This window comes from Cryobacterium lyxosi (genome assembly GCF_004403345.1).
In the GTDB taxonomy this organism is placed as follows: Bacteria; Actinomycetota; Actinomycetes; order Actinomycetales; family Microbacteriaceae; genus Cryobacterium; species Cryobacterium lyxosi.
The window spans coordinates 124,718-149,618 of record NZ_SOGT01000006.1 but is presented as its reverse complement, the minus strand read 5'-3'; the positions used below and the strand labels follow the sequence as shown (position 1 = coordinate 149,618).

The window sequence follows — 24,901 nt, the reverse complement described above, 5'->3', positions numbered from 1 at the left end:
GGTGTGTTCACGACCCGGTGCGGTCAAGCAAGCACCTGAGAAGTTAAGTAGACACAGTTGGCTCCTGGAATAAGTGGCTTTTCCCTCTATCTCCCGCCGTATCGCGTGCAGCTCGAAGCGTGGTGTGCCTGGAATGACCAGCCGTGGGAGAAATTCCGCTCGGTGGTCGGCCGAAGTTTTCGCATGCGCGCCCCCGCGCAGAGCGTGTACACCTTTGCCGCCAATGCGGTGTGGCGCCTGATTCGGGACTACGACATCGACCCGTCCCAGGTTGGGCTGCTCGCGCTCGGCACCGAGTCGAGCACCGACAATTCCGCCGGCGCGGTCATCGTCAAGGGCATGGTCAATGAGGCCCTGGCCGCGGCTGGCTTGCCTCAATTGGCTCGGGACTGCGAAGTGCCCGAATTCAAACAGGCCTGCTTGGGTGGCGTCTACGGCGTGAAAGCTGCGCTGCGCTATCTCGCAACGGATGGCCGCGGTCGCCAGGCCATCGTGGTGTGCGCCGATATTGCGGAGTACGCTCGCGGCGGCAGCGGAGAGCCCACGCAGGGTGCCGGCGCGGTCGCGATGCTGCTGGAGAGCGACGCGCGCCTGCTCGAAGTGGACCTCGCCGCAGCCGGCAGCGACTCCGACTACCGCGTGGCCGATTTTCGCAAGCCGTTTGCCCGTTTTCGCAATCAGCCGGCGCGCGATGACGGCCAGGTGCAGGATTTGCCCATGTTCAACGGGCACTATTCCACCAGTTGCTACATCGATGCCACCCACCACGCCATGACGGCCATGCTGGAGAAACGCCCCGGCCGAAGCCTCGACTATTTTCACGACATCGACGCGGTTTTCATGCACCGCCCGTACCACCAGATGCCGACGACCGGGTGGGTCATGGCCTACCTGTTCGCTCTGGCTCATGATGACGGCGGCCATGACCAGTTGCGCGCACTCGCTGCCGATGCCGGTGTCGATGCCGATCTGCTCCTCGATGAGCTGCTCGCGCCATCACCGTTTCACGGTAACGGCGCCGATCTCGCCGAAAACACCGGCGACGTTTTTCCCCTGGCCCGCAAGGTGCGCAACCAGCTGCGCAAAACCCCGCTCTGGGACACGCTCGTCGAGGACAAGCTCAAGCTGGGCTCCGAAGCAATGCGCGACCTCGGCAATCTCTACACCGCTGCCCTTCCGGCCTGGCTCGCCGCTGGCCTGCAGCAGGCCCTGACCGATCGCATCGAGCTGACCGATCAGAATTGGTTGGCCCTCGGCTACGGCAGTGGCGACGCTGCGGAGGCGCTGCCACTGCGCGTTGTCGCCGGCTGGCAAGAAGCGGCCAGGCGAATCAATTTTGAGTCAGCCTTGGTTGGCGCGATCGATCTGAACGAAGCGCAATACATCGATGTGCACGAGGGACGCCGCATCGAAAATATCGCCCCGCCCGCCCGCGATGAGTTCGTGATCGATCACGTCGGCACGTCGAATGGGCCGGACTTCTTCGATGAGGGGGTCGAGTACTACCGCTACGTCGTCGGCAGCGCCGAATAAACCAAACGGGGCAGACCTACGCCGACCGCGTTCTGCCACTCGCTGCTACTCGGCCGTGCCGATCGCGGGCTCGCCCTGCGCGTGCCGGGCACGCAGCCACGGAATGAGGCCGCCGACCAGGAGCATCTCAATCTGGCGGGTCGAAAGCTCGTGCCGCACGGAATAAGTCTCATCGCGGGTGGTGTTGCGAACGATAATCTCGGTGTCGTTGGTGAACGCCTCGCGAATACCGTCGAGCACCAGCACGTCGCCCTGGCCAATGCGGTCGTGATCGGCGGCATCCGTGAATTGCAGCGCGAGCGCGCCGAAGTTCGCCAGATTCTGCCAGTGGATGCGCGCAAACGAAACCGCCAGCACAACCCGCAGCCCGAGGAATCGCGGGGTGATCGCTGCGTGCTCGCGAGAAGACCCTTGCCCGTAGTTCGCCCCAGCGACGATCATGTGACCGGTCGTGTCTCGGGTGAGTGCGGCGCGGGTTGGGTAGGTAGGGTCGACCTGATCAAAGGTGAATTCGGCGAGCTTGGGAACGTTGCTGCGAAACGGCAAGACGCGCGCACCGGCCGGAAGAATCTCATCCGTTGAAATATCATCGCCGACGATCAGGGCAACGGGAGCCTCGATGCGTTCGGCGAGCGGACCGAAGACGGGCAGCGACGAAATGTTTTCGCCCTTGACGAGCGCGACGGTGAGCGATTCCGCAGCGGCCAGCGGCGCCTCGAGCATAGTCAGGTTGACGCTGGAGAACTCCGGCAGGGTGATCGCGGGATAGTCCATGTTAAATAGGTCAGCGAGATCTCTCGGGTCGGTGATTTTTCCGGTCAGCGCGGCTGCAGCCCCGGTCTCTGGGGAGCAGAGGTAAACCGAGTCTTCTTGCGTGCCCGAGCGGCCTGGGAAGTTGCGCGGCATGGTGCGCAGGCTGATGCTGCCGTTGGCGGGGGCCTGTCCCATTCCGATGCACCCCATGCAGCCAGACTGGTGCAACCGCGCACCGGCCCCGATGAGATCGAGGGTGGCGCCCATCTTGGTCAAGTCCTGCAAAATCTGGCGGGAGCTTGGGTTGACGTCGAGGGACAGCCCGGGGAACGACTGCCGCCCCTTGGTGATCGCCGCGACGATCGCGAAGTCTCGCAGACCTGGGTTAGCTGATGACCCGATCACCACTTGCTCGACCGGTCGGCCAGCGACTTCGCTGACCGGAACGACGTTGCCCGGCGAACTGGGCAGGGCGATCAGGGGAACGATCGAGGCCAGGTCTATCTCCTCGGTCACGTCGTAGGTCGCATCAGCATCGGCGAGTAATTCCACGAAGTCGTCCTCGCGCGCCTCGGCGCGTAAGAATGTGCGCACCTGGTCATCGGCCGGGAACACTGTCGAGGTCGCGCCGAGTTCGGCACCCATGTTCGCGATCACGTGCCGATCCATGGCGGTCAGGGTGACCAGCCCCGGTCCGTAATACTCGACGATGCGGTTGACGCCGCCCTTCACACCGTGGCGACGGAGCATTTCGAGAATGACGTCCTTGGCGCTCGTCCACGGCGGCAGCTGCCCGGTCAGGCGCACGCCCCAAATTTGGGGCATGCGAATGTAGAGCGGTTCGCCGGCGATGGCGAGCGCCACTTCGGTGCCGCCGACGCCGATGGCGAGCATGCCGAGCGAGCCGGCCGCCGGGGTGTGGCTGTCCGAGCCGACCATGGTCTTGCCGGGGATGCCGAAGCGCTGCATGTGCGTCGGGTGCGATACCCCGTTACCGGCTTTGGAGAACCAGATGCCGAAGCGTTGGCAGGCGGATCGCAGAAAGTCGTGGTCTTCGGCATTTTTGCTGTCGGCCTGCAGCAGGTTGTGGTCCACGTATTGCACCGACACTTCCGTGCGGGCATAGTCGAGACCGAGTGCCTCCAGTTCGAGCATGACCAGAGTACCGGTCGCATCCTGGGTCAGGGTCTGGTCGATTCGCAGGCCGATTTCGGTACCGGGAACCATCTCCCCCACTACCAAGTGCGAGGCGATCAGTTTCTGAGCGACGTTGTAGGCCATATTGACTCCCTTACTCGTGTGCGGGTCCGGTGTCGACAATCACGCATCGACGTTGTGCGCAGAGTCTGAATCTACGCGAATGCGGGATTAACGACCAGCGTTTGAGGGCGTGTGAGCAAGAGAACAGTAAGGGCCGGCTGGCAAGGGACCAAGTCAGGCTCCCATACGATAGACCACGTGAGTAGTTACGCCCAGGTGCGCCCCGAACAGCGCACGCCGCTCGCCCGGTATCGGCATTCGCTGTGGTTGCTGACCGGGCGCGACCTGCGCGTACGCTACTCCACCTCGGTGCTCGGCTACTTCTGGTCCATTCTCGATCCGCTCGTGATGGCCGGCATCTACTGGTTCGTCTTCACTCAGGTGTTTGACAAAAACGTCGGCACCGACCCGTACATCGTGTTCCTGCTGGCAGCCCTGCTGCCCTGGATGTGGTTCAACGGCGCCGTCTCGGACTGCACCCGCGCTTTTCTGCGCGAGGCAAAGCTCATCCGTTCCACCCGCATCCCCCGCACCATCTGGGTGAACCGCCTCGTACTCTCCAAAGGCATCGAGTTTCTCGCCTCGATTCCGGTGCTTGCCCTGTTTGCCGTTCTGTACGGCGCCGAGCTGAACGCCGACGCGCTGTTCTTTCCCCTCGCCATTCTGATTCAGGCCGCCCTGACCGCGGGTGTCGGCCTGCTGGTCGCCCCGCTCGTGGTGTTCTTTCGCGACCTGGAGCGGGCCGTCAAACTCATTTTGCGTTTTCTGTTCTACGCCTCCCCCATCATCTACAGCACCACGGACCTGCCGCCCGAACTGCACTTCTGGGCCGCCTTCAACCCGTTGAACGGCATCTTCAGCCTCTACCGGGCAGCGTTCTTTCCCGAGCAACTCGACTGGTTCGCGGTCGCGATCAGCGCAGGTCTGTCCCTCCTCTTTCTCGCGCTCGGATTGCTGGTCTTTCGACGCACCGAACGTGCCGTTCTGAAGGAGATCTAGTGGCCCAGGTGAGAGCATCCACCACGGGAACGCCTGTGATCTCCCTGCAGAACGTCGGCATCCGCTTTCGCCGGAATCGGCGTGGGCGTCGAAATTTTAAGGATCTTTTCGGTGCCAATAAACGGCGCAGTCGGCCAAGTGAGTTCTGGGCCCTGCAGCACGTTTCCTTCACCGTGCAACCGGGCGAAGCCATCGGTGTCGTCGGGCGCAATGGTCAAGGCAAGTCGACCCTGCTCAAACTCGTGACCGGAGTCGTGCTGCCCGACGAGGGGTCGGTACGCGTCACGGAGGGCGTGGCACCACTGATCGAGATCACCGGCGGGTTCGTGGACGACCTCAGTGTGCGCGACAACGTCTATCTGACGGCCGGCCTGCACGGCATGACACGCAAGCAGATCACGGAACGCTTCGACGAGATCATCGAATTCGCCGAGATCGCCGACTTCATTGACACGCCATACAAACACCTGTCGAGCGGTATGAAAGTACGAATCGCCTTTGCGGTGATATCTCGGCTGGAGGAGCCGATTCTGCTGGTCGATGAGGTTTTGGCCGTGGGCGATAAAGCTTTCCGGGAAAAGTGCTATCGCCGCATCGAGGAACTCCTGGCGGGCGGGCGTACCCTGTTCATCGTCTCGCACAATGAGCGCGATCTGCGACGCTTCTGCACCCGCGGTCTGTACCTCGACAAGGGCGACCTGGTGCTCGACGGGCCGATCACGGACGTGCTTGCTCGGTACAACACCGACTACGGCGTCAAACCAGCAGCCTGACCCAAGCCTGGCCGCCGATTCGCCGTGGCGTTCTGGGAGCGTCGAAACTCGATCGCGATGTACGAGTCGCGAGTCGGCGGCAGCTGCTCGAGAGCGAGTCCGGTCACGAGCTCACTCAACTCGAGTTGCAGCACGGCCGCCAGGCGAATGAGCGTGTACATCGTTGGGTTTCCGTGCCCGCGGTCGATGCGGGCGTAATTCGAGACATTGAGTCCGGCGAGGAGCGCAACAGACTCCTGATTGAACCCGAGCGCCAAACGGCGCTCTCGCAGGCGTAGGCCGAGCAGTCGCGAGGCTTCTGATTTGGGCTCAAGCATTCTTCAGTTGTAGCGGCACAGCCGAGTCTTGACTAGCGGGTGGACTTTTAACGAAAGACAGTATTTGTATCCGGGTGCGCCCAAGTAACCCAGCGCGCGTCACGGTGCACCCCTTACACTCGACCAGAGGCACCGAGAAAGGCGAGCCATGGCGAGGAAGAGCATACCGATGCTGTCATCGACCGGCGGCACTCCCCAAGGTGGTGCACTGCCTACCGGGCTTGTCAAGGGCTTTGATCGGGTGCTGGCCATCCATCGACCCGTCGTGCTTGCACATATTCGCAGCATCCGACGGCGCAATCCCCAAGCCGCCCCCGAACAAATCGTGCGCATTCTGGAAAAACGCTACCTCGCTGCGGTCACAGCCGGCGGTGCCGCGGTGGGCGCCACCGCGGTTATTCCCGGCGTCGGCACCGGAATCACCCTCGCACTATCGGGAGTGGAAACCGCCGGTTTTCTCGAGGCAACGGCTTTGTTCACCCAATCGGTGAGCGAAGTGCATGGAATCGCGGTGGAAGACCCCGATCGCGCCCGCGCCCTCGTCCTGACGATGATGCTCGGCCGGGAGGGCAGCGATCTGGTGCGACAGCTCGCCGGTCAGGTGACCGGCTCGGGAACCGCGAGAAACACCTACTGGGGTGAACTCATCACCAACAGTCTCCCCCGCGCCGTTCTCGGCCCACTCACCGACCGACTCAAAAGTACATTTCTGCGCCAGTTCGCCACCCGCGGCGGGGCGAGCCTGCTCGGCAAGGCCTTGCCGTTTGGCATCGGAGCGGTGATCGGCGGTGCGGGAAACCACATTCTGGGCACCAAGGTGATGCGCGCGTCACGCCTCGCATTCGGTCCGGCCCCCGCCGGTTTTCGGCCGGATCTGGACCCGCAAGTGCGTGCCATCACGGTTCGCGAAAAGCGACGCGGTAAGTCGGTGGCGGCCATATCGGCCGAGCCAACGGCATCCGCTTCGTAGCCGACCACGCCCGGAGCGACGGGGCGTCGGTGTACTACTCCGTACCGGGACTCTGTGCAGAATCGGGCACGATCGCACGATCGGCATCGTGCACAGCCGCGAATCGGTCCCACTCATCCATCAGGTGCTGCACGGCCCCGTGGAAGAGGCCCGTCGCGACGCCAGGGGCGGTGTCACCGAAATAGCGGTGCACCCAGCCCTGCAGGCGATCGACCGCCGCCTCATCGTGGGTGAGTCGGTCGACGGCGATCACAATATCGGCGGCGTGATCGGCAGGGAGCCACTCACAGTCGGAGAGATAGCCGCTCGTGTCGATCACGGCCGTTGGGTTGACGGGCCGGGTGATGATGAGCGGCTTGCCGGTGGCGAGCCGGTCGTAGACCATGGCGGAGATGTCGACGATGGCCACATCCGCTGCGGCTAATTGCCAGCCGAGATCAGGACCAGAGTCGTAGACGTGCTGCGCGCGCGGGTCACGATCGTTGGCCGCGGCAATGGCGCCGATGATGGCCTTGTTGGCGGCCCCGTAGTTGTGGTCGACGACGCCGCTGCGCGGATGTGGTCGATAGATGACGCGGTGGGTACCGGTGGCCAACAGAGCAGTGACGAGCGCAACACCGTGGCTGGCGACAGACCCGTAGGCCGCGGCGGCCCTGTCCCCCTCCCAGGTGGGCGCATAGAGCACAACCTGGCGTTCATCGGGCAGGTAAGGCAGTTGACCGCTGAAGTAGTCGGCCTGGGGGCGCCCGATCTTGAAGGCGCGCTTATCGAAGTCGTAGTCCCAGAGCACCCGGTTGAGCCGGGCGAGTGCAGCGTCCCCCGCAACGAACGAGTAGTCGTAGGCCTTGAACTGGTTGGTGATCATGTACATCTTGTCGCTCTCACCGTGGTTGATGAAAACGTGCCAGCACCGCCCGTAGCGCATCATCTGAAAGTTGCGCGGGTTCTGGTTGACGTAAAACACGATACGAATATCCTGCTCGGCAACGATCTGCTCGAGCTGCGGAACCGTACGGGCGTAGGCGACGGGAATGGGCGCCTCGTTCATGAGTTTGAGGGTGCCGCCGCCGGTACGACTGATCACGAGTACCGGCCACGTCTTGGCGAGCGTTGCGAGCGGCTGGTACCACTGCCGTACTTGGTACATGTTGACGGGTCCGTCAGCGAAGTACACGGCAATCTTGAAATGATTGTCTTCGCGCAGCTCCCGTTCTTGCAGCGGCCCACGCAGCTCGTGTTGGGCCTTGCGGGAGGCCATAACATCCCTGACCAGCTTGACTGCACGCCTGACGTCTTCCCGAATTGCCACCGGCTAAGACTACCTTTCGTTAGATGATCGGAGGGCGCCCTGCGCGGGTCATTCGCCAGACCGTGCGTGCTCGAAGCGGATGCCGTGGTCCCGGGTCATGACGCCACCCTTCGCGCCAGCCGTCAAACCAGGCGTGCAGTGCCGGCCGGTTGCTCAGGCCCCAGCGCAGCACCTGAATCGCCGTCCAGGCGCCCACGTACAGCGGCACCAAGAGCATTGGCAGGTTGCGACGAGCCAGCCACACCCGGTTGCGAGCGTTCAGCCGGTAGTAGTCGGCGTGTCGGGTGGGCAGAATGACCGGATGATTGGCCACGAGGTCGCCGGCATACCAGACGACCCGGTCCTGGTCCCAGACCCGCCACGCCAGTTCGATGCCTTCGTGCGCGTAGAAGAATGGTTCGGCCCAGCCTCCGGTCGCGTCGAAGACGCTGCGCGGCAGCAGAACGGCGCCCTCCCAGACGGAGAATACCGGTCCGGGCGTACTGGCCTCGCCCTTGCGGATGCGGGGAATCCACCGACGCGGCGATTCGATTCCCGCCGGGTCTTCGACCCGAGGCTGAAGCAGCCCGATTGTCGGGTCGGCGCGCATCTTGCCGATCGCGTCGATCAAGAAATTCGGGTCGGGAATGCTTGCATCGTCGTCGAGGAAGAACAGGTATTCCCCGGTGACACGCGACACGCCGCGGTTACGGCCGGCTGGAATGCCCAGGTTGGTCGGAAGTCCGAGGGACTGCACGCCGACCGGCAGGCCGGTCGGTTGCCAACCGTTGCCGACGCAGACCACGTCGAGGGTCACTCCCTGCTGGGCCAGCACCGAGCGGATGCCCCGCTCGAGATCAGCCGGACGGGTGCCCTGAGTGAGCACCACCACACCGACCGTCACAGCGCCGGCCGGTGCAGCGCCGGCCGGTGCAGCGCCGGCAGCTGCGTCAGGAACGGACACGCTTGGACGCCATGATGGCCACAAAATGGCCGATGAGCGATAGGAACGCGAGCGGTACCAGTACGATCAGCACGGTCCGGTCAACGAGCGGCTGCTCGAGAAACAGTCCGACGACGGCGGCAGCGAAGATGACCATGGTCAGTTCGACCGAGTGGTACAGGCGATGGAAGGGTACGAAACGGGCGAGTCGGCGCACCCGGGCGATCACGCTCGAGGTCGGAGTCTTCTCGCCGTGGGTGTCGGCGAGCTTCGTCAATCCGGCATTGGCCCGTGCGACGTGCACCATATCGTTGAGCGCCTTGTTCAGCACGATGATCAGAGCGAGCAGCAACGCCAGAGTGCTCCACAAAAAGTCGTCGGGTGAGTCGAATGGGTACGCAGCCGCCCGAATTCCGAGGGCGATGGGAATGAGTGACTCGGTGGAGTAGTGTCCGACCTTGTCGAGGAACACGCCGGCGGGCGAGGACGTGCCGCGCCATCGCGCCACTTCGCCGTCGCAGCAGTCGATGAGCATCTGCACCTGGCTGAACGCGAGGGCGAGCAGTGCCCCCCAGATTCCGGGGATCAGCAGGGCGGCGGCAGTCGACCAGCCGGCGAGGATCATCAGCGCGGTCACGCCGTTGGCGGAGATGCGGGTCTTCAGCAGCACCCAGGTCAGGTACGGCGATAGGTCGCGCAGGTACAGACTCGCCGTCCAGTGCTCGGCGTTGGCACGCAGGCGCACTTCGGGCGGCTGGGCCACCGCGCGCAGCTGAGCGATCGATTCCGGTCGAGCCAAGCGCCGATGTGAGGTCTCGGACGAACTGGTCATCTGCTCACCTTCCCGTGTGTGCCGTGATGTTGCTGGTGAGTTTGAGATACCCGAGCACAAACCCGACCCCCCAGCAGAAGTGAATGCAGGGCAAGACTACGAGAAAATTCAGGGAGGTACGAATTCCGTCCGGCCTGGCCACCGTGAGCGTCGCGGCCACCACGATGACCAGATACCCGATGGGAACTATGAGACCGAGGAACAACCACGGCGCCGCGCCGAAGGCCACCTGCACGATTCCGGCCACTCCGAGGAGCAGCCCGAGAGCTACCGCCAGAACCATGGCCGGCGGCACAAAATAGCGGATGCCGTTGGCCGCCGGATACCGACGGGCCAGTTCGCCGCGCCAGAGCCCGGTCGAGAGCATCTGCCGGGCGAGTTGGGGCAGGGTCGGCCGCGGACGATACAGCACGCGCAGTTCGGGGGTGAACCAGACAAGTCCACCGGCCTCACGGAGGCGCCGATTGAGGTCCCAGTCCTGACCGCGTTTGACGCCCTCGTCGAACAATCCGACAGCCAGGATGCTCGCAGTGCGAAAACAACCGAGGTAGACGGTTTCGGCAGCACCCTCAGCCCCGCCGACATGGTGCGGGGTACCGCCGAGGCCGATGCGGGTACCGTACGCACGGGCCACTGCGCGCTCGAACGCGCTGATACCACGGGCATCCATGATGCCACCGACGTTGTCGGCACCGGTGCGCTCAAGCGTCTCCACGGCGATGCGGGCGTATTCGGGTGGTAGCACCGAGTGGGCGTCGACGCGAATGACCACCGCGTACTGCGACGCACGGATGGCGATGTTCAGGCCCGCCGGAGTCGAGCCGATGTCGTTGGGCACGACCCGAATTCGCGAGTCGACCGCGGCCATTTCTTCGACCAGTTCGGTCGTGCCGTCGATGCTCGGTCCGAGCGCCAGGGTGACCTCAAACGGGCCCTCGAAGTCTTGTGCCAGCAGGCTCTCGACGGCGGCTCGCACGTGCGTCGCCTCGTTGAGCACCGGCATCACGTACGACACCCCGGGAAGAAATCCCTCACCACGTTGGTGCACCTGGCTGGCCAGCTTTCCGGTTGATGGGTAAGACGATCGAGCCTACCAGCCCACGAAATGCCAATCATCGCGGAACGTGTCAAACAGCACCGCTCACCGTAATCGCGTCGCCGGCGAGCCGGCGACGCGATGAGAAGGGAGGAACAGAGTGCGGTTAGCTGGTGTACTCGCCCACCGTGACCGATACGGTGGTCGACTTGCCGTCTCGCACATAGGTGAGGTCGGCGGTTCCGCCAGCGGGGAGCACCCGCACCTGGGCGGTGAGGTCGATCGAGTCTGTGATCGGCACGCCGTTGAAGTTGGTGACGACGTCGCCCTCGGCCAGACCGGCCTTGTCGGCGGCACCGCCCGAGGTTAGCTTGCTTATGAGGGCGCCCACAGTGCTGCTGGTCGAGCTGGACGCATCCTTGACGCCCGCACCGAGCAGGCCGTGGGTGGCCGTTCCGTTGGCGATGATCTCCTCGGAGATGCGCTTGGCGAAGTTCGACGGAATGGAGAATCCGACGCCGATGCTCCCGGCAGCGGACGACGAGGTGGCGCTGCCGGCGCTGGCGATGGCCACGTTGATGCCGATCAGTTCACCGCTGCCATTGAGCAGGGCGCCTCCGGAGTTGCCCGGGTTGATGGCGGCATCCGTTTGAATCACTGGGAGGGCAATGTTCGCCGTGGCGGCCTGGGTGCCCTTCGACGGCGTGCCGTCCTGGTTCGGAAAGTCGAAGAAGAAGGGGTTCTGACTCTGTCCTTCGTCGGGCGCTGTGGTGTCGGGTGAGCTCGGCGCTGCCGAACTCGCGACGGTAATGCTGCGATTGAGGGCACTGACGATGCCGTCAGTGACCGTGCCGGAGAGGCCTAGCGGGGCACCGATGGCGATGGCGCTGTCACCGACGTTGAGTTCGGAGGAATCGCCCCAGGTAATCGGGGTGAGTCCACTGGCGTCGGTCAGTTTGATCACGGCGAGGTCGGAGACCGGGTCGGTACCCACGAGCGTGGCGGCGTACAGCTTGCCATCACTGCTTTTGACTTCGATTTTCACGTCGGAGACGGCCCCGTCGAGGGTGACGACGTGGGTATTGGTGAGCACGTAGCCATCGTCGGTGAGGATCACACCGGATCCGGTTCCGCCCGAGGAACTGCTGGAAACGTCAATGGTCACGACGCTCGGCGAGGCTTTGGCCGCGACGGCGGTGATCTGGTTGACGCTCTTGGTGTCGTTCACCACGACATTGCTGGGGCCGGAGACCTGGCTGACCGGTACGCCGTCGTTTTGGCCATTCATTATGAGCGCGGTAATCCCGGCACCGGACGATCCACCGACGAGAGCACCAATGGCGAGCGCTGCGATCAACGCGACACTGCCCTTGCGGCGACCGGGTTCCTTCGTCTTATTCGACGCGAAGGGCTGGCCGGGGAAAGCATCCGTGGGATAAGAATCAGCGGTCGCATACGCCTGCGACGAAGCGCTCGGAGCGCCAGTGAAGCTCGAGGCTACCGGGGTCTCGACCGGGCGACCGAAAGCATCCGTCGGGTAGGCGACGGTTTGGGCGGTGTCGGGGACATCGTGAGTCGGCAGGGTCGGTGCGTTGACGACCGGGACAGCGGACTCGACACTCGCCGGCGGCGCGGTCGGGGACGTGGGCACGGCCGGGGCATCGGTGGGTGGGGTCGACGGTGGGGCAGTGGGTGGGGTAGCCTCGCCGGACTCATTCACAGCAAAAGCGGCAGTGTCATCAGCAGGATCAGGGGTGGTGCCAAAATCCTTGGTGTTGTCAGTCATCGGTGCTCCTTCCAAGCTTTGCAAGCTTTGCGCCCAAACCTGAACGTTCAATATGTACAAGCTGAGAGCAGTCAATGATCATGCCCAGACGTTGCCCAAGCGATAGTTTGGAAACCATGCAGAACTTCACTCAGGCACGCCAGCGATGACCATGTCCGGCGCGTGGCGACGCACGGCGCGCGGGGCCGGACTTCTCGCCGCTGACGGTACCGTTGCAGCGAGCATCTTCGCCGAGATGAGCGCGCTTGCGATGCGCACCGGTGCGATCAACCTCGGGCAGGGTTTTCCCGATGAAGACGGGCCAGCCGTAGTGCTCGAGGCGGCCCGCCAAGCCATCAGCGACGGAGTCAACCAGTATCCGCCCGGCCGGGGCCAGCCGGTGCTGCTGGAGGCGATCGCCCGGCACCAGTACCGGTTCTATGCGTTGGAACTCGACCCGGGCAACGAAATCCTCGTCACTGCGGGGGCCACAGAAGCTCTCGCTGCCACCATTCTGGCGTTGATTGAGCCGGGTGACGAGGTCGTCACCTTTGAGCCGTTCTACGACGCCTACGGCGGTCTGATCGGCCTCGGTGGCGGCATCCATCGACCAGTGCCGCTGCGGGCACCCGACTATCAACCAGACCTCGACGCGCTGCGGGCAACCGTCACCGACCGCACCCGGCTGATTATCGTGAACGATCCGCACAATCCCACGGGCGCGGTTTTTGCCCGGCAGACGCTGGAGTTGATCGTCGAGCTCGCGCAACGGCACGACGCGCTCATCGTCACCGACGAGGTGTATGAGCACCTCACGTTCCAGGCGCCGCACATTCCAATCACCACCCTGCCGGGAGCGTGGGATCGAACGGTCACCATTTCTTCGGGCGGCAAGACGTTCAGTCTCACCGGGTGGAAGGTGGGCTGGGTCTCTGCCCCTTCTTCGATCATCACGGCGATCCTCGCGGTCAAACAGTTTCTCACCTACGTGAGTGCGGCGCCGTTCCAACCCGCGATCGCAGCGGGGCTCGACCTTCCCGATTCGTACTTCACCCACATTGCCGCCGAGTTGGAGCACAAACGCGATGTGCTTGCTACCGGGCTGCGCGCGGCCGGCTTCGAAATCACGCTGCCGCAGGGCTCATACTTCATCGTTGCGGATGCGACACCGCTCGGGTTCACGGACGGTGCAGAGCTGTGCCGTCGCCTGCCGGAGCTGGCTGGTGTGGTCGCGGTGCCGATCACCGCGTTCTGCTCCCCGGCGAACCGGGCCGATTATGCGCCGCTTGTTCGATTTGCCTTCTGCAAGAAGATAGAACTCCTGGAGCAGGCGTCGAAGCAGCTCGCGAACCTGTCGCGGCGCTAACCGCACACCCCCGCGTGCATAACTCCTGCAACCCAACGCTCACCGCACACCCCAGCGTGCATAACTCCTGCAATTTCTGTGGCAGCGTGGTTTGAACCCCGAAATGACGCGGAATTCTCGCCGACGGCCCACGAATTGCAGGAGTTATGCGCCCGACCCGAGTGGGGTGGGCTCCGCGAGGGGCTAGGAGGCGAGGGCGGGGTAGTCGGTGTAACCCTCTGCGCCGTCGGCATAGTACGTGAGCGGGTTGGGCTCATTCACCGGCAGGTCGTCACGCCAGCGGCGCACGAGGTCAGGATTGGCGATGGCCGCACGACCAACGACGACGGCGTCGGCGACACCGTCGTGAACGATGGCCAGAGCCTCGTCGCGCTCGGTGATGGTGCCAAATCCACTGTTGATCAGGAAGACACCGCCGAAACGGGACCGCAGATTCTGTACGAATTCACCGCGCGGGTCCGCATGAAGCACGCTCAGGTACGCCAAGTCGAGCGAGGCGATCCCGTCGAGGAGAACACCGTAGGTAGCCGTGACGTCGGCGGCATCCGTTTCGAGCGCGTCTTGAATGTTGTGTTCGGGTGAGATACGCAGGCCCACCCGGTCAGCGCCGATCGCCTGAGCGACTGCGGTGACCACGTCGATGACGAACTGGGCGCGCTTTTCGGGCGAGCCGCCAAAGGAATCGTCACGCACGTTGGAGGCCGGCGACAGGAACTCATGCAGCAGGTAACCGTTGGCGCCGTGCAGTTCGACGCCGTCGAATCCGGCCGCGATGGCGTTCTTCGAGGCCAGCACGAATTCATCCAGGATGCCGCCCAGCTCGTCGATAGTCAGAGCGTGCGGCACCGGGTAGTCCTTCTTGCCGTCATAGGTGCGTGTACGGCCGTTGACGGCGATGGCACTCGGCGCGACGACCGGGTAGCCACCGGTGGTCGCTTCGTGGGTGACCCGGCCGGCGTGCATGACCTGGGCGACGATACGGCCTCCAGCAGCGTGCACTGAGTCGGTGACCGCTTTCCAGCCGGCAAGCTGTTCCGGTTCGACGAGCCCTGGCTGGCCGGTGAAACCCTGGCCCGCGTGGCTCGGGTAGGTACCTTCACTCACGATCAGGCCGAGGGTGGCGCGCTGCGCGTAGTACCGGGCAACGAGTTCACCGGGAACACCCGACTGGCCGGAGCGGACGCGGGTCAGCGGCGCCATGACGAGGCGGTTGGGAAGTTCGAGGTCGCCAACGTTCAGCGGAGAAAAGAGTTTCACGGACACTTCTTTCTAAATCATCCGGTCAGTCAGACCGGACATGTTCTTCTGGGAGGCTCCAGGGAAGTCCTGTGCATCCGTAAGCAGAACGGAACGCAGCGGCACGATATTCCTGCCTGCCAATCAACTGTAAATTCGGGTTCCCGAATCATTCGAATCGGCAATCCGGTTTGACTGCGGCACCGAACTACCCCCATGAGCACCTTGATGTCCCCACCAGCGAACCGCAACCACCCCGTGGCACCGCTCGGGGCCCCGGATGCTTCCGCGTCCGGCCCACAGGTGCGCGTTCGGCCGCAGCCAGCCCCACCGGCCACAGCGTTGGGGTACAGTCCCTTTCCCCTCGACGCCGATGCTCATCACTTCGGCCTCACCACGAGTACCATGCGTCTTCGGGGCGGAACGGTCGTGGTTCGGCACGGACGCCGCACCGCGAGCGACACGGCAACCATTCTGCTGCACGGCGCCGCCGGCTCGTGGACGACGTGGACGCCCCTGCTGCAGGCCGCCGATGCGACAGGCCGCGACCTGATCGATCTCATCATTCCCGATCTGCCAGGATGGGGCGACTCTCCCGTGGCCTCCGACGAAACGCCATCCGGTGTCGAGTCGATGGCCGAGCTGGTCGCCGACGCAGCCCGCTCCCTCGGCTACGAACACTGGAACGTCGTCGGTCACTCCATGGGTGGCTTCATCGCGCTGCAGCTGGCGGCGAGCGAAAAGCGCGCAACGACATCCGTTGGACTGGTCTCGGCCACCACATTCTCGATCCAGAACAGCGTTCGTCACCCGATACGCCAGTTTTCGATGCTGCCTGCGTTCACGGCGCTGCTCCTGACCATGCGGATGCTGCAACTCGCCGGCCCCCTCGGCCGCGGCCTGGTGCGGGCTGTCGCGCGCCTTGGCCTGCTACGCGCCCTCGTAGCCCCGTTGTTCAGCCGGCCAGGGGCTGTCGCCTCGACGGTCGTCGCTGCGCTCGGCACCGAGGTCAGGCCAGCCCGGTTCGTTCGCGCGGCCGTGCGGGCCGGCGCCTACGACACAGCCGCCCGGTGGGCGCATATCTGCTGCCCAGTGCGTTCAGTGCACGGTGACCACGATGTGTTCGTGACAGCTGACGATGACGAGCGACTGCGCGCCGCGGTACCGAACTGCGTGATCAGCACCATCGCAGGAGCCGGGCATTTCGGCCAGATCGAACGCCCGCTCGAGGTCTTGCTCCGGCTCGAATTCGCCGATCCCCGGCCGATCCCGGCACCCGCGAGTCAGCCGAACACTTTCTCTAAACCTTGAACTTACCCCCCAAATGGAGGACAGTAGAAGACGTCCTCAGTTCTTCGCAGCTGGGCAGGCCGCGCTTTTATTCGTTTCCGACTCCCGGTCGGCGCAGCCGAGCAAAGCGCTACCGGGCAAAGCGCTACCGGGCAACGCGTAACCGATAATCGAAGTGGAAGTGGCGATCGTGGGTTCCCTCACGTACGACCGTGTCGTCGTGGAATTCGAAGACCGAATGCTGGCACACCTGCAGCTCGTGATCATTCAAAAGCTGCGCCGCGGCGAAAGCTTTCTGCTGTCCTGGCGGGACGCCGCCGTGGTCGGTGACGGCCGCAGCTCAGCCTGGCTGCACCCGGCGATTCCGCTGTATTTCAAATTTTCCGGCGGCCACGCACCGACCATCAACCCGAACTGGGTTGCCCAGCTGACCCGTTCGGCCAACAGCGCGCAGGGATTAATCGTCACCGCCGAAGAAAGCGCCGCCGTCGACACCGACGCGGCTGCCAAAATCGAACCGTCCCTCGGCATTCGAGTGGCCGCACAGACCCGCGCAACCAAGGCCAGCGTCACCAAAGGCTGAGTATTCAGCGCGGAACGACGGCGAAGCGACGCAGTGCGAGGGCCGGATTGATCGCCCGTATGGCGGCGACCCGCTCTGGTGCCAAGAACGCGACGGCGACATCCGCGCTTTCACCAAGACTGACCAGGGCAACGCCCATCGGGTCGATGATGAGGCTCGTGCCGACGCCGATCGGCGGTGTGTGATCGGCCGCGGCCAGAAAAACGGTATTCTCCAGTGCCCGAGCCGTGAGCAGGGTGCGCCAATGGTGTTCTTTGAGCGGACCCCGCACCCACTCAGACGGCACAAGCACGAGGGTGGCCCCAGCATCGACGAGCCGACGTGTGACCTCGGGAAAACGCACGTCGTAGCAGGTTTGCAGGGCCACTCGCAGCCCGCCGACGTCAAAGATCTCCGGATCAGTCACTGTGCCCGGCAGCACCCACTGTGATTCGCGATCGCCGAACGCGTCGTAGAGGTGCAGTTTGCGGTAGGTCGCTACGAGGCGTCCGGTTGGGTCGATGGCGACAAGGGTGTTGGAAAACCGGGCCGGGTCTGCGGTCGTTTCGAGCATGCCAGCGACAATATGAACGCTCAGTTCTGCGGCGAGCGCGGCCAACGCCGTAACGAATTCTCCATCGAGTGGTTCGGCTGCCGCCACAAACGACGGCCCGAGTTTCGGCTCAAAGAAGGCGGAGTACTCGGGAAAGACCACGAGGTGGGCGCCGCGCCCGGCGGCCGTGGTCGCGAGCTGTCGCAGCACGGCGCGATTGTGCGCCCGATCAGGACCCGGCGCGAATTGGGCGACTGCCACGCCGACCATGCTCGCTTCGGCAATGCTGGCTTGATCACTTGCGGCGCCTGAAGTCATGGCGAAAGCCTAGCTGTTGGCTCGATACCGGCACCCCTGCCGAGGCCGACCAGTGAAAGGATTGCTCTTGGCAGGCAACTCGGGGGGTTTCGAAGGCTTTCGTTAACAATTGCTGGGTAGGTTCATAGGGTGACTTCCGTTCTCGCTTCGCGCCTCACGGCATCCCCGCTACCCGGACGATCCCTGTGGATGCGGCGCTCACCCGGCTGGTCGGCAGGTCTCGTAGGCCTGGTGGCTTGTCTGATCTCGTTCGCCTGGTCCTGGCAGCCGTCGTATTGGGGCGATGAGGCTGCGAGCATTATGTCGGCTGAACGATCGCTGCCCTCGCTGTTCGGCATGCTCGACAACGTGGATGCCGTGCACGGCGTGTATTACCTGTTTCTACACGGCTGGATCGATCTCTTCGGCAGTTCGGAGCTCTCCACCCGGCTGCCGAGTGCGATCGCGATCGGTGTTGCCGCGTCGGGGACTGTCGTTCTGGCTCGGTTCTTCATGGGGTCGCGAGTGGCGATCGGCGGTGGCCTGGTCTTCGCTCTGATTCCCCGGGTCACCTATATGGGCTCCGAAGCGCGATCCACCGCTATCGCGACGGCTATCGGGGTCTGGCTCACCGTGCTGCTCGTGCACGCGGTGCGCAGCGAAGGCGCGCGTCGAAGCCACCAGATCCTGCTGTGGGGCGGATATTCCCTGCTGCTCGCGCTCGGCATCTACGTCTTTCTATTTTTGGCTTTGCTGCTGCCGGTGCACGCGGTGGTGGTTCTGGTGCTGGCGCGCTCGCATCTCCTGTGGCGCAGCGTCGTCGCCTGGGTGAGCGCGAGCGCACTCGGGCTGCTGCTGGCCGCCCCGATATTTCTGGCGGGTTCCGCGCAGCGGGAACAGATCGCGTTCATCGGCCGACGGCCACAGGTGACGGTCTCAGAGGCAGCGGTGATGCAGTGGTTCGACACCATTCCGGTGGCGATCGTGGCATGGGCGCTCATCCTCGTGGCAGTGCTCGCGGTGTTCCTGCGCGGTCCCGTTACCCATCGGTCCACCGGATTGCCCGGACGCGCTGGGCTGGCAGTCTTTGTGGCGTGGATGGTGATACCCAGTGCCATTCTGCTCATCGGCACCCAACTGGTACCGATGTATTCGTTGCGCTACCTGTCGCTCTGTGCCCCGGCGGTGGGCATCGTCATTGCCGTCGGCGTTGCAGCGCTCGCCAACAACTGGTTGCGGGCAGCGAGCGTGCTGGCGCTGGTGGCCGTGATCGTGCCTGCTTACGCCGCGCAACGCGGTGACTTCGGCAAGAACGAGGGAAGCGACTGGCGCCAGGCCGCCGACATCATCGCCACCGAAGCGACGCCCGGTGATGGCGTTGTCTTCGACCAAAGCGTGCGCCCGTCACGGGTCCCGCGGCTGGCTATGCATCTCTACCCCGAGGCCTTCGCCGGCCTGCATGATGTGACCCTCACCCGCCCCTACGACGCCACGACCTGGCTGTGGGACGAGGTGGAACCGCTGACCGACGCGCTGCCGGCCGTGACAGCCCTCGACCGCGTCTGGCTCCTGCAATACTCGGGAAGTGGAGATTCGCGAAGAGAAACGGATGTCCGCACGCTCACCGTTCAAGGATTCCACGTCGCCCAGTCGACACTGGTAAACCGCACCCGCATCATTGAAATGACGAGGTAACGTCGTGCCTACCAACTCTGTACCTACCACCCTGGTACTTGTACCGACCTACAACGAGGCAGAAAATATTGCCTCGATCGTGGATCGGCTGCGTTTCAGTGTGCCCGACGTGCACATCCTGGTCGTCGATGATTCGTCCCCCGATGGCACGGGCGCACTCGCCGACGGCCTGGCGGCCCGGGATCCGAACGTTCACGTGCTGCATCGCACCGAAAAGACCGGGCTCGGTGCAGCGTATCTCGACGGCTTCGGCTGGGGCCTTTCCCGCGGTTATACCCAACTGGTGCAGATCGATGCCGACGGCTCCCACCTGCCAGAGCAGCTCACGAGTCTGCTGGCGGCGGCCGACACGGCCGACGTAGTGATGGGGTCACGCTGGGTGCCCGGCGGAGCCATCGAAAATTGGCCCTGGCACCGGCGTGCGCTCTCCCGTGGAGGATCATTCTATTCCCGCTTGCTGTTGCGACTGCCGCAACGAGACGCTACCGGTGGCTACCGGGTTTACTCGGCCCAGGCCCTCGAACGGATGGACCTTTCCAGCGTGGACAGCCTCGGCTATTGCTTTCAGATCGAAATGCTTCTGCACGCCGTGCGGGCCGACCTGCGCGTGGTCGAGGTACCGATCACATTCGTCGAGCGGGTACGAGGAGCGTCGAAGATGAGTCCACGCATCGCCGTGGAGGCGATGGCCCGCGTAACACTGTGGGGCGTGATGGGTATGGGTATCAGCCGAACGGGCGCACGCGAGGCCGCTGCGGCCGCACGTCAAGCCTGAATTTGACGTATTTCGGTGTTTGAGTCGATTTGACTATATGATGATCTCAGCAGTTAAAGTCACTTCGACCTTTACGACTGGATCCCCGTGCTGGAGCATCATCTGACCGAGCAGAGCCCGCTCGAGCATGGAAGCGCCCGAGCAACCCTGGCCGTCTCAACGGTGATCTTCACCCTGCGCCGGGACGACACGTCGGGACGCAAGACTTTGTGGCTGCCCCTCGTGCGCCGCACCCGCGAGCCACATCTCGGCCTCTGGGCGCTGCCCGGCGGCTGGCTGCCGGCCGACGAGGAACTCGCCGCGGCCGCTGCCCGCACCCTGCGTGAGACAACCGATCTCTCGCCGCGGTACCTCGAGCAGTTGTACACCTTCGGTGATATAGACCGCTCCCCCGGGCTGCGCGTGGTATCCGTCGTCTACTGGGCGCTCGTGCGTTCCGAAGTCGCGGAGCGGGCATTTGTTGGAGAGAACGTGCGCTGGTTCGCGGCGGACAGACTTCCTCCACTCGCCTTCGACCACAACCGCATCGTGGAATACGCGCTCTGGCGGCTACGTACCAAGGTGGAATATGCCCGCATCGCCCACGCGTTCCTCGGCGACACGTTCACCCTCGCCCAACTGCGCGGGGTACACGAGGCCGTGCTGCAGAAAGCACTCGACCCGGCAAATTTTCGCCGGTCGATCGAGGCGAGCGGCAGCCTGATCAGCACCGACCAATATGTGGCCGGGGCGCGGCATCGCCCAGCACGGCTCTACCGCTATGACGATCGGGCCGCCGCGCACGACCCACCCGGACCGGCTGTCTGAACCACTGTGTCGCACTTTCCACCCCACCACTTTCAAGGAGCACGGCCATGACTATTCCCTCGGTCGAGACCACCATTCGTCTCATCAGCACCGGCAAAGTCGCCGGCAGCACGTGCAGCACCGACCTGGCGACCCCTCCGTGGGAGTTCGACGCCGGCACGCCCGGCTACGGACCCGGTTCGTCGATGGGCGACGTGATACCGGCCGGGTCGCCCCGTCAGGGCGCGCTGCCGGAGCGCTACCGCACCGCCTCACCGGAGGAACTCAGCGCACGTATCGTCGAAGCCAAAAACGTGCTCGGCGATTCGGTGGTCATCCTCGGTCACTTCTATCAGCGCGATGAGGTGCTGCGCCACGCGGATTTCGTCGGCGATTCCTTTCAGCTGGCCCAGGCCACGCAGAGCCGTCCCGACGCAGCCGCGATCGTGTTCTGCGGCGTGCACTTCATGGCAGAAACCGCCGATCTGCTCTCCGGCGGCGACCAGGCCGTGATTCTGCCCAACCTCGCCGCCGGCTGTTCCATGGCCGACATGGCCGACATCGACTCCGTCACCGAGTGCTGGGAGCAGCTCGAGGAACTCTACGGCACGGCTCCGGATGCTTCCGGCCGGGTTCCGGTGATCCCCGTCACCTACATGAACTCCTCCGCGGCGCTCAAAGGCTTTTGCGGCGAGCACGGCGGCATCGTCTGCACCTCCTCGAACGCCCAGGCCGTGCTCGAGTGGGCGTTCGAACGTGGCCAGCGGGTTCTGTTCTTTCCCGACCAGCACCTCGGCCGCAACACCGCCAAAGCCATGGGCGTTCCGCTGGCGCAGATGCCGATGTGGAACCCGACCAAGCCCCTCGGCGGCAATACGGCTGCCCAACTCGATGACGCCCGGGTCGTGCTCTGGCACGGCTTCTGCAGCGTGCACCGCCGCTTCACCGTGCCGCAGATCCAGGCCGCCCGCGCTGAACACCCGGGCGTGCGGGTCTTGGTGCACCCGGAATGCCCGATGGAGGTCGTTGACGCCGCCGACTCGGCCGGATCCACCGACTTCATCGCCAAGACGATCGCCGCCGCTCCGGCCGGCACGACCTTTGCGATCGGAACCGAGATCAACCTCGTGAACCGTCTCGCCGCCGAGCATCCCGAGCATGAGATCTTCTGCCTCGACCCGGTGATCTGCCCCTGCTCGACCATGTACCGCATCCACGCCGGCTACCTGGCCTGGGTGCTCGAGGCACTCGTGGGCGGTGGCGAAGCGCCAGGTCAGGTTCTCAACCAGATCACGGTCTCGGCCGATGTTGCCGGTCACGCCCGACTTGCCCTCGAGCGGATGCTCGCAGCCCGGCCACCGGTTCTGGTCGGCGCCTGACATGGCGTCGATCCTCGTCATCGGCAGCGGCCTCGGTGGCTTGCTGGCCGCCGTGCGCGCGGCGGATGCCGGACACCATGTGGTCCTCGTCACCAAGTCGGTACTGCCAGAAAGCAATACCCGCTACGCGCAGGGTGGCATTGCCGCTGCCCTATTTCGGGACGACTCGGTCGACGCGCACGTGCTCGACACCCTGCGCGCCGGCGCCGGACTGTGCGAGCCGGCCGCGGTACGGGTGCTCTGCGAAGAAGGCCCGGCCCGGGTGCGCGACCTCATCCGCTTCGGCGTGGACTTCGACCGGGACGAGTCGGGCGTGGCCCGCGGATTGGAAGCGGCACACTCACGCTCGCGGGTCGTGCACGCCGGCGGCGACGCGACCGGGGCCGCCGTCGAGGCTGCCCTCGTGGCGACCGTGCGACGCCGGGCCTCGATCGACGTGCGCGAACATACGATGCTCGTCGACCTGGTGGTCGACGGCGGTATCGTGGGCGGCGCCCGCGTTCTCGGCCCGGACAACGTGCAGCGAAGCGTCGAAGCCGACGCCGTGATCCTCGCCACCGGCGGTGCCGGCGCCCTCTACACCCACACCACCAATCCCTCGGTCGCGACCGGTGATGGAGTAGCGGCGGCGTACCGTGCCGGCGCAGACGTTGCCGATCTGGAGTTCTACCAGTTTCACCCGACCGCCCTGGCTGTACCCGGCACCCCGCTCGTGTCCGAGGCGGTGCGGGGTGAAGGCGCCGTTCTGCGCAATCTCCTCGCCGATCGCTTCATGCTCGCCGAACACCCCGACGCCGAACTCGCGCCACGCGATGTCGTCGCCCGCGCCATCGCCCGCCAGATGGAACGCCAGGGCGGCGCCCCGGTACGGCTCGACGCGACCGCGCTCGGACGCGAGCTGCTCGAAACCCGGTTCCCCACCATCACGACAGCGTGCCGGGCGGCAGGTCTCGACTGGGCGATCGAGGCCATCCCGGTGGCGCCGGCCGCGCACTACTGGATGGGCGGCGTCGCAACGGATACCTGGGCCCGCACCAGCCTGCCCGGGCTCTTCGCCGTCGGCGAGGTCGCTCGCACCGGAGCGCACGGCGCCAACCGGCTCGCCTCCAATTCTTTGCTCGAAGCGGCGGTTTTCGCCGACCGCGCAGTGCGCGCGCTCGGCCAGCCGTGGCCGGCCGGCGCGACCCGCACCGCAAATCGCCCCCATCCGCCGGTTGAATTCTCGGCCAGCTCGATCCATGGCCTGCCCGACGAGACCGCCATAAAGTTACCGTCGGCTGACGCCAACACGCTGGTTGATCGCCCCGCGCTCCAACAGCTCCTCTGGGACCTCGCCGGGGTGCACCGTTCGGGTGGCGGCCTGGCTACCGCCGCAGCCCTCCTCGCCGAGTGGACCGCACCGGAACACACCAGCACCTCGGTCGCCGCCCTCGAAGACCGCAACCTGCTCGGTCTCGGCCGGCTGCTCGTGGCCGCCGCCCTGGCCCGCAAAGAGTCCCGCGGCGCGCACTACCGCTCGGACTTTCCCGAACCCCGGCCCGAACTGGCCCGCTCAGTCTCGCAGACACGACACGACCAACCACTCCCACCCGTTGCGGCCCAGGAGGCCATCGCATGCTGACCGACCATTCCATCACCATTGTTGTGCAGGCCGCCCTCGACGAGGACGCCCCGTGGGGCGATCTCACCTCGGCCGTGCTCATTCCCGACGACGCCGTCGCGACGGCCCGGCTCGAAGCACGCGAACCGGGCGTATTCAGCGGAGGCGCCGTGTTCGCCGCCGCCTTCGCCCTGACCGACGCCCGCATCGACGTGCGCCAGTTCGTCGCCGACGGCGACTCGTTCGCCGCGGGTGCAACGCTCGCCGAGGTGACCGGCCCGGCCCGCGGCATCCTGCAGGCGGAGCGCATCGGCCTGAACTTCGTGCAGCGGATGAGCGGAATCGCCACCCTGACCGCCCGGTACGTGGCCGAGACGGCTGGCACCCAGGCCCGCATCGTGGACACCCGTAAGACCACCCCCGGGCTGCGCGCCCTGGAGCGGCAGGCCGTTCGCGATGGCGGCGGCCACAACCACCGGTTCAGCCTCTCCGACACCGTCATGGCCAAGGACAACCACCTCGCTGTGCTCGCGGCCGGGCCACTCAGCCTGACCGAGGCGCTGCTGGCCGTGCGCGCCCGCCTCTCTCACACCACCCACTTCGAGGTGGAGGTCGACCGCCTCGACCAGATCGAAGACGTAATCGCCGCCGGCATCGACACGATCATGCTCGACAATTTCAGCCCCGACGACCTGCTCGCGGGCGTCGCTCAGGTCGCCGGGCGCGCGATCGTCGAGGCGAGCGGCGGTGTGTCGCTGGCGACGGTGCGCGAGATCGCGGCATCCGGTGTCGATGTCATCTCGGTGGGAGCGCTCACGCACAGCGTGCACTCTCTCGACCTCGGCCTCGATATCGCCATACGAGTGAACACGCCGGCCGGGTTCGCGCTTTAG

The 24,901-nt window shown here is 64.9% G+C and carries 22 protein-coding genes; 13 read left to right on the top strand and 9 right to left on the bottom strand.

Annotation, left to right across the window (positions count from 1 at the left end; all coding sequences use genetic code 11):
- Positions 1-57: 57 nt before the first annotated feature.
- Positions 58-1,533, top strand: coding sequence for a hydroxymethylglutaryl-CoA synthase family protein (locus tag E3T27_RS05600; RefSeq protein ID WP_134571863.1), 1,476 nt, complete (start codon positions 58-60; stop codon positions 1,531-1,533).
- A 45-nt stretch (positions 1,534-1,578) separates the two neighbouring features.
- On the opposite strand, the gene E3T27_RS05595 is transcribed toward E3T27_RS05600, so the two are convergent.
- The gene (locus tag E3T27_RS05595; RefSeq protein ID WP_134571862.1) at positions 1,579-3,567 is read right to left on the bottom strand and encodes an aconitate hydratase; all 1,989 of its coding nucleotides are present in this window, start codon (positions 3,565-3,567) and stop codon (positions 1,579-1,581) included.
- A 177-nt stretch (positions 3,568-3,744) separates the two neighbouring features.
- Between E3T27_RS05595 and E3T27_RS05590 the strand changes: the two genes are divergently transcribed.
- Together E3T27_RS05590 and E3T27_RS05585 are read left to right on the top strand one after the other, a co-directional pair.
- Complete coding sequence (locus tag E3T27_RS05590) at positions 3,745-4,545, top strand: ABC transporter permease (RefSeq protein ID WP_241992139.1); 801 nt, start codon at positions 3,745-3,747, stop codon at positions 4,543-4,545.
- Positions 4,545-5,318: an ABC transporter ATP-binding protein gene (locus E3T27_RS05585; RefSeq protein ID WP_233200866.1), complete on the top strand. Its 774-nt coding sequence runs from the start codon at positions 4,545-4,547 to the stop codon at positions 5,316-5,318. Before E3T27_RS05590 ends, E3T27_RS05585 begins: the two co-directional genes overlap by 1 nt.
- Here E3T27_RS05585 and E3T27_RS05580 read toward each other — a convergent pair.
- Positions 5,294-5,635, bottom strand: coding sequence for a helix-turn-helix domain-containing protein (locus tag E3T27_RS05580; protein WP_104197575.1), 342 nt, complete (start codon positions 5,633-5,635; stop codon positions 5,294-5,296). The two genes, E3T27_RS05585 and E3T27_RS05580, sit on opposite strands and share 25 nt — an antisense overlap.
- Before the next feature lie 148 nt (positions 5,636-5,783).
- Between E3T27_RS05580 and E3T27_RS05575 the strand changes: the two genes are divergently transcribed.
- Positions 5,784-6,605 carry a hypothetical protein gene (locus E3T27_RS05575; RefSeq protein ID WP_420898040.1) on the top strand — a complete coding sequence of 274 codons (822 nt, stop codon included), beginning with the start codon at positions 5,784-5,786 and terminating at the stop codon, positions 6,603-6,605.
- 34 nt (positions 6,606-6,639) lie between these two features.
- Here E3T27_RS05575 and E3T27_RS05570 read toward each other — a convergent pair whose 3' ends face one another.
- From E3T27_RS05570 to E3T27_RS05550, 5 genes are all read right to left on the bottom strand, one after another.
- Entirely contained in the window at positions 6,640-7,914 is a 1,275-nt protein-coding gene (locus tag E3T27_RS05570; protein WP_241992138.1) for a CDP-glycerol glycerophosphotransferase family protein, read from the bottom strand.
- A 19-nt stretch (positions 7,915-7,933) separates the two neighbouring features.
- On the bottom strand, positions 7,934-8,797 hold the full coding sequence (locus tag E3T27_RS05565; RefSeq protein ID WP_134571960.1) for a glycosyltransferase family 2 protein: 864 nt from the start codon (positions 8,795-8,797) through the stop codon (positions 7,934-7,936).
- A gap of 46 nt (positions 8,798-8,843) precedes the next feature.
- Positions 8,844-9,668: a CDP-alcohol phosphatidyltransferase family protein gene (locus tag E3T27_RS05560; RefSeq protein ID WP_134571861.1), complete on the bottom strand. Its 825-nt coding sequence runs from the start codon at positions 9,666-9,668 to the stop codon at positions 8,844-8,846.
- Between the two features lie 4 nt (positions 9,669-9,672).
- Positions 9,673-10,716, bottom strand: a complete 1,044-nt coding sequence (locus E3T27_RS05555) for a glycosyltransferase family 2 protein (RefSeq protein WP_134571860.1) — start codon at positions 10,714-10,716, stop codon at positions 9,673-9,675.
- A gap of 154 nt (positions 10,717-10,870) precedes the next feature.
- Positions 10,871-12,490, bottom strand: coding sequence for a trypsin-like peptidase domain-containing protein (locus tag E3T27_RS05550; RefSeq protein WP_134571859.1), 1,620 nt, complete (start codon positions 12,488-12,490; stop codon positions 10,871-10,873).
- Positions 12,491-12,635: 145 nt separating this feature from the next.
- Here E3T27_RS05550 and E3T27_RS05545 point away from each other — a divergent pair, with 145 nt between their 5' ends.
- Positions 12,636-13,835, top strand: coding sequence for an aminotransferase class I/II-fold pyridoxal phosphate-dependent enzyme (locus tag E3T27_RS05545; protein WP_134571858.1), 1,200 nt, complete (start codon positions 12,636-12,638; stop codon positions 13,833-13,835).
- 183 nt (positions 13,836-14,018) lie between these two features.
- Here E3T27_RS05545 and E3T27_RS05540 read toward each other — a convergent pair whose 3' ends face one another.
- The gene (locus tag E3T27_RS05540) at positions 14,019-15,092 is read right to left on the bottom strand and encodes an alkene reductase (RefSeq protein ID WP_134571857.1); all 1,074 of its coding nucleotides are present in this window, start codon (positions 15,090-15,092) and stop codon (positions 14,019-14,021) included.
- A gap of 195 nt (positions 15,093-15,287) precedes the next feature.
- Here E3T27_RS05540 and E3T27_RS05535 point away from each other — a divergent pair, with 195 nt between their 5' ends.
- On the top strand, positions 15,288-16,382 hold the full coding sequence (locus E3T27_RS05535; RefSeq protein WP_134571856.1) for an alpha/beta fold hydrolase: 1,095 nt from the start codon (positions 15,288-15,290) through the stop codon (positions 16,380-16,382).
- 169 nt (positions 16,383-16,551) lie between these two features.
- Complete coding sequence (locus tag E3T27_RS05530; protein WP_241992137.1) at positions 16,552-16,944, top strand: DUF7882 family protein; 393 nt, start codon at positions 16,552-16,554, stop codon at positions 16,942-16,944.
- Between the two features lie 4 nt (positions 16,945-16,948).
- Here E3T27_RS05530 and E3T27_RS05525 read toward each other — a convergent pair whose 3' ends face one another.
- Positions 16,949-17,794 (bottom strand): carbon-nitrogen hydrolase family protein, encoded by an 846-nt coding sequence (locus E3T27_RS05525; protein ID WP_198416489.1) that lies wholly within the window; start codon positions 17,792-17,794, stop codon positions 16,949-16,951.
- A 129-nt stretch (positions 17,795-17,923) separates the two neighbouring features.
- Between E3T27_RS05525 and E3T27_RS05520 the strand changes: the two genes are divergently transcribed.
- The 6 genes from E3T27_RS05520 (at position 17,924) to nadC (ending at position 24,901) form a co-directional block, all read left to right on the top strand.
- On the top strand, positions 17,924-19,468 hold the full coding sequence (locus tag E3T27_RS05520; protein ID WP_134571855.1) for a glycosyltransferase family 39 protein: 1,545 nt from the start codon (positions 17,924-17,926) through the stop codon (positions 19,466-19,468).
- 4 nt (positions 19,469-19,472) lie between these two features.
- A complete protein-coding gene (locus tag E3T27_RS05515; protein ID WP_104197567.1) occupies positions 19,473-20,243 on the top strand; it encodes a polyprenol monophosphomannose synthase in 771 nt (256 codons plus the stop codon).
- An 87-nt stretch (positions 20,244-20,330) separates the two neighbouring features.
- The gene (locus E3T27_RS05510) at positions 20,331-21,050 is read left to right on the top strand and encodes an NUDIX hydrolase (RefSeq protein ID WP_241992136.1); all 720 of its coding nucleotides are present in this window, start codon (positions 20,331-20,333) and stop codon (positions 21,048-21,050) included.
- Positions 21,051-21,097: 47 nt separating this feature from the next.
- A complete protein-coding gene (gene nadA / locus E3T27_RS05505) occupies positions 21,098-22,408 on the top strand; it encodes a quinolinate synthase NadA (protein WP_134571854.1) in 1,311 nt (436 codons plus the stop codon).
- 1 nt (position 22,409) lies between these two features.
- Complete coding sequence (nadB, locus tag E3T27_RS05500; protein ID WP_134571853.1) at positions 22,410-24,029, top strand: L-aspartate oxidase; 1,620 nt, start codon at positions 22,410-22,412, stop codon at positions 24,027-24,029.
- Complete coding sequence (nadC, locus tag E3T27_RS05495) at positions 24,023-24,901, top strand: carboxylating nicotinate-nucleotide diphosphorylase (RefSeq protein WP_104197564.1); 879 nt, start codon at positions 24,023-24,025, stop codon at positions 24,899-24,901. The genes nadB and nadC overlap by 7 nt, the downstream gene beginning before the upstream one ends.

Coding starts and splice junctions, on each gene's coding strand:
- E3T27_RS05595 (WP_134571862.1), bottom strand. CDS start 3,567: ATGGCCTACAACGTCGCTCAGAAACTGATCGCCTCGCACTTGGTAGTG.
- E3T27_RS05545 (WP_134571858.1), top strand. CDS start 12,636: ATGACCATGTCCGGCGCGTGGCGACGCACGGCGCGCGGGGCCGGACTT.
- nadB (WP_134571853.1), top strand. CDS start 22,410: ATGGCGTCGATCCTCGTCATCGGCAGCGGCCTCGGTGGCTTGCTGGCC.
- E3T27_RS05575 (WP_420898040.1), top strand. CDS start 5,784: ATGGCGAGGAAGAGCATACCGATGCTGTCATCGACCGGCGGCACTCCC.
- nadA (WP_134571854.1), top strand. CDS start 21,098: ATGACTATTCCCTCGGTCGAGACCACCATTCGTCTCATCAGCACCGGC.
- E3T27_RS05580 (WP_104197575.1), bottom strand. CDS start 5,635: ATGCTTGAGCCCAAATCAGAAGCCTCGCGACTGCTCGGCCTACGCCTG.
- E3T27_RS05560 (WP_134571861.1), bottom strand. CDS start 9,668: ATGACCAGTTCGTCCGAGACCTCACATCGGCGCTTGGCTCGACCGGAA.
- E3T27_RS05535 (WP_134571856.1), top strand. CDS start 15,288: ATGAGCACCTTGATGTCCCCACCAGCGAACCGCAACCACCCCGTGGCA.
- E3T27_RS05550 (WP_134571859.1), bottom strand. CDS start 12,490: ATGACTGACAACACCAAGGATTTTGGCACCACCCCTGATCCTGCTGAT.
- E3T27_RS05525 (WP_198416489.1), bottom strand. CDS start 17,794: ATGACTTCAGGCGCCGCAAGTGATCAAGCCAGCATTGCCGAAGCGAGC.
- nadC (WP_104197564.1), top strand. CDS start 24,023: ATGCTGACCGACCATTCCATCACCATTGTTGTGCAGGCCGCCCTCGAC.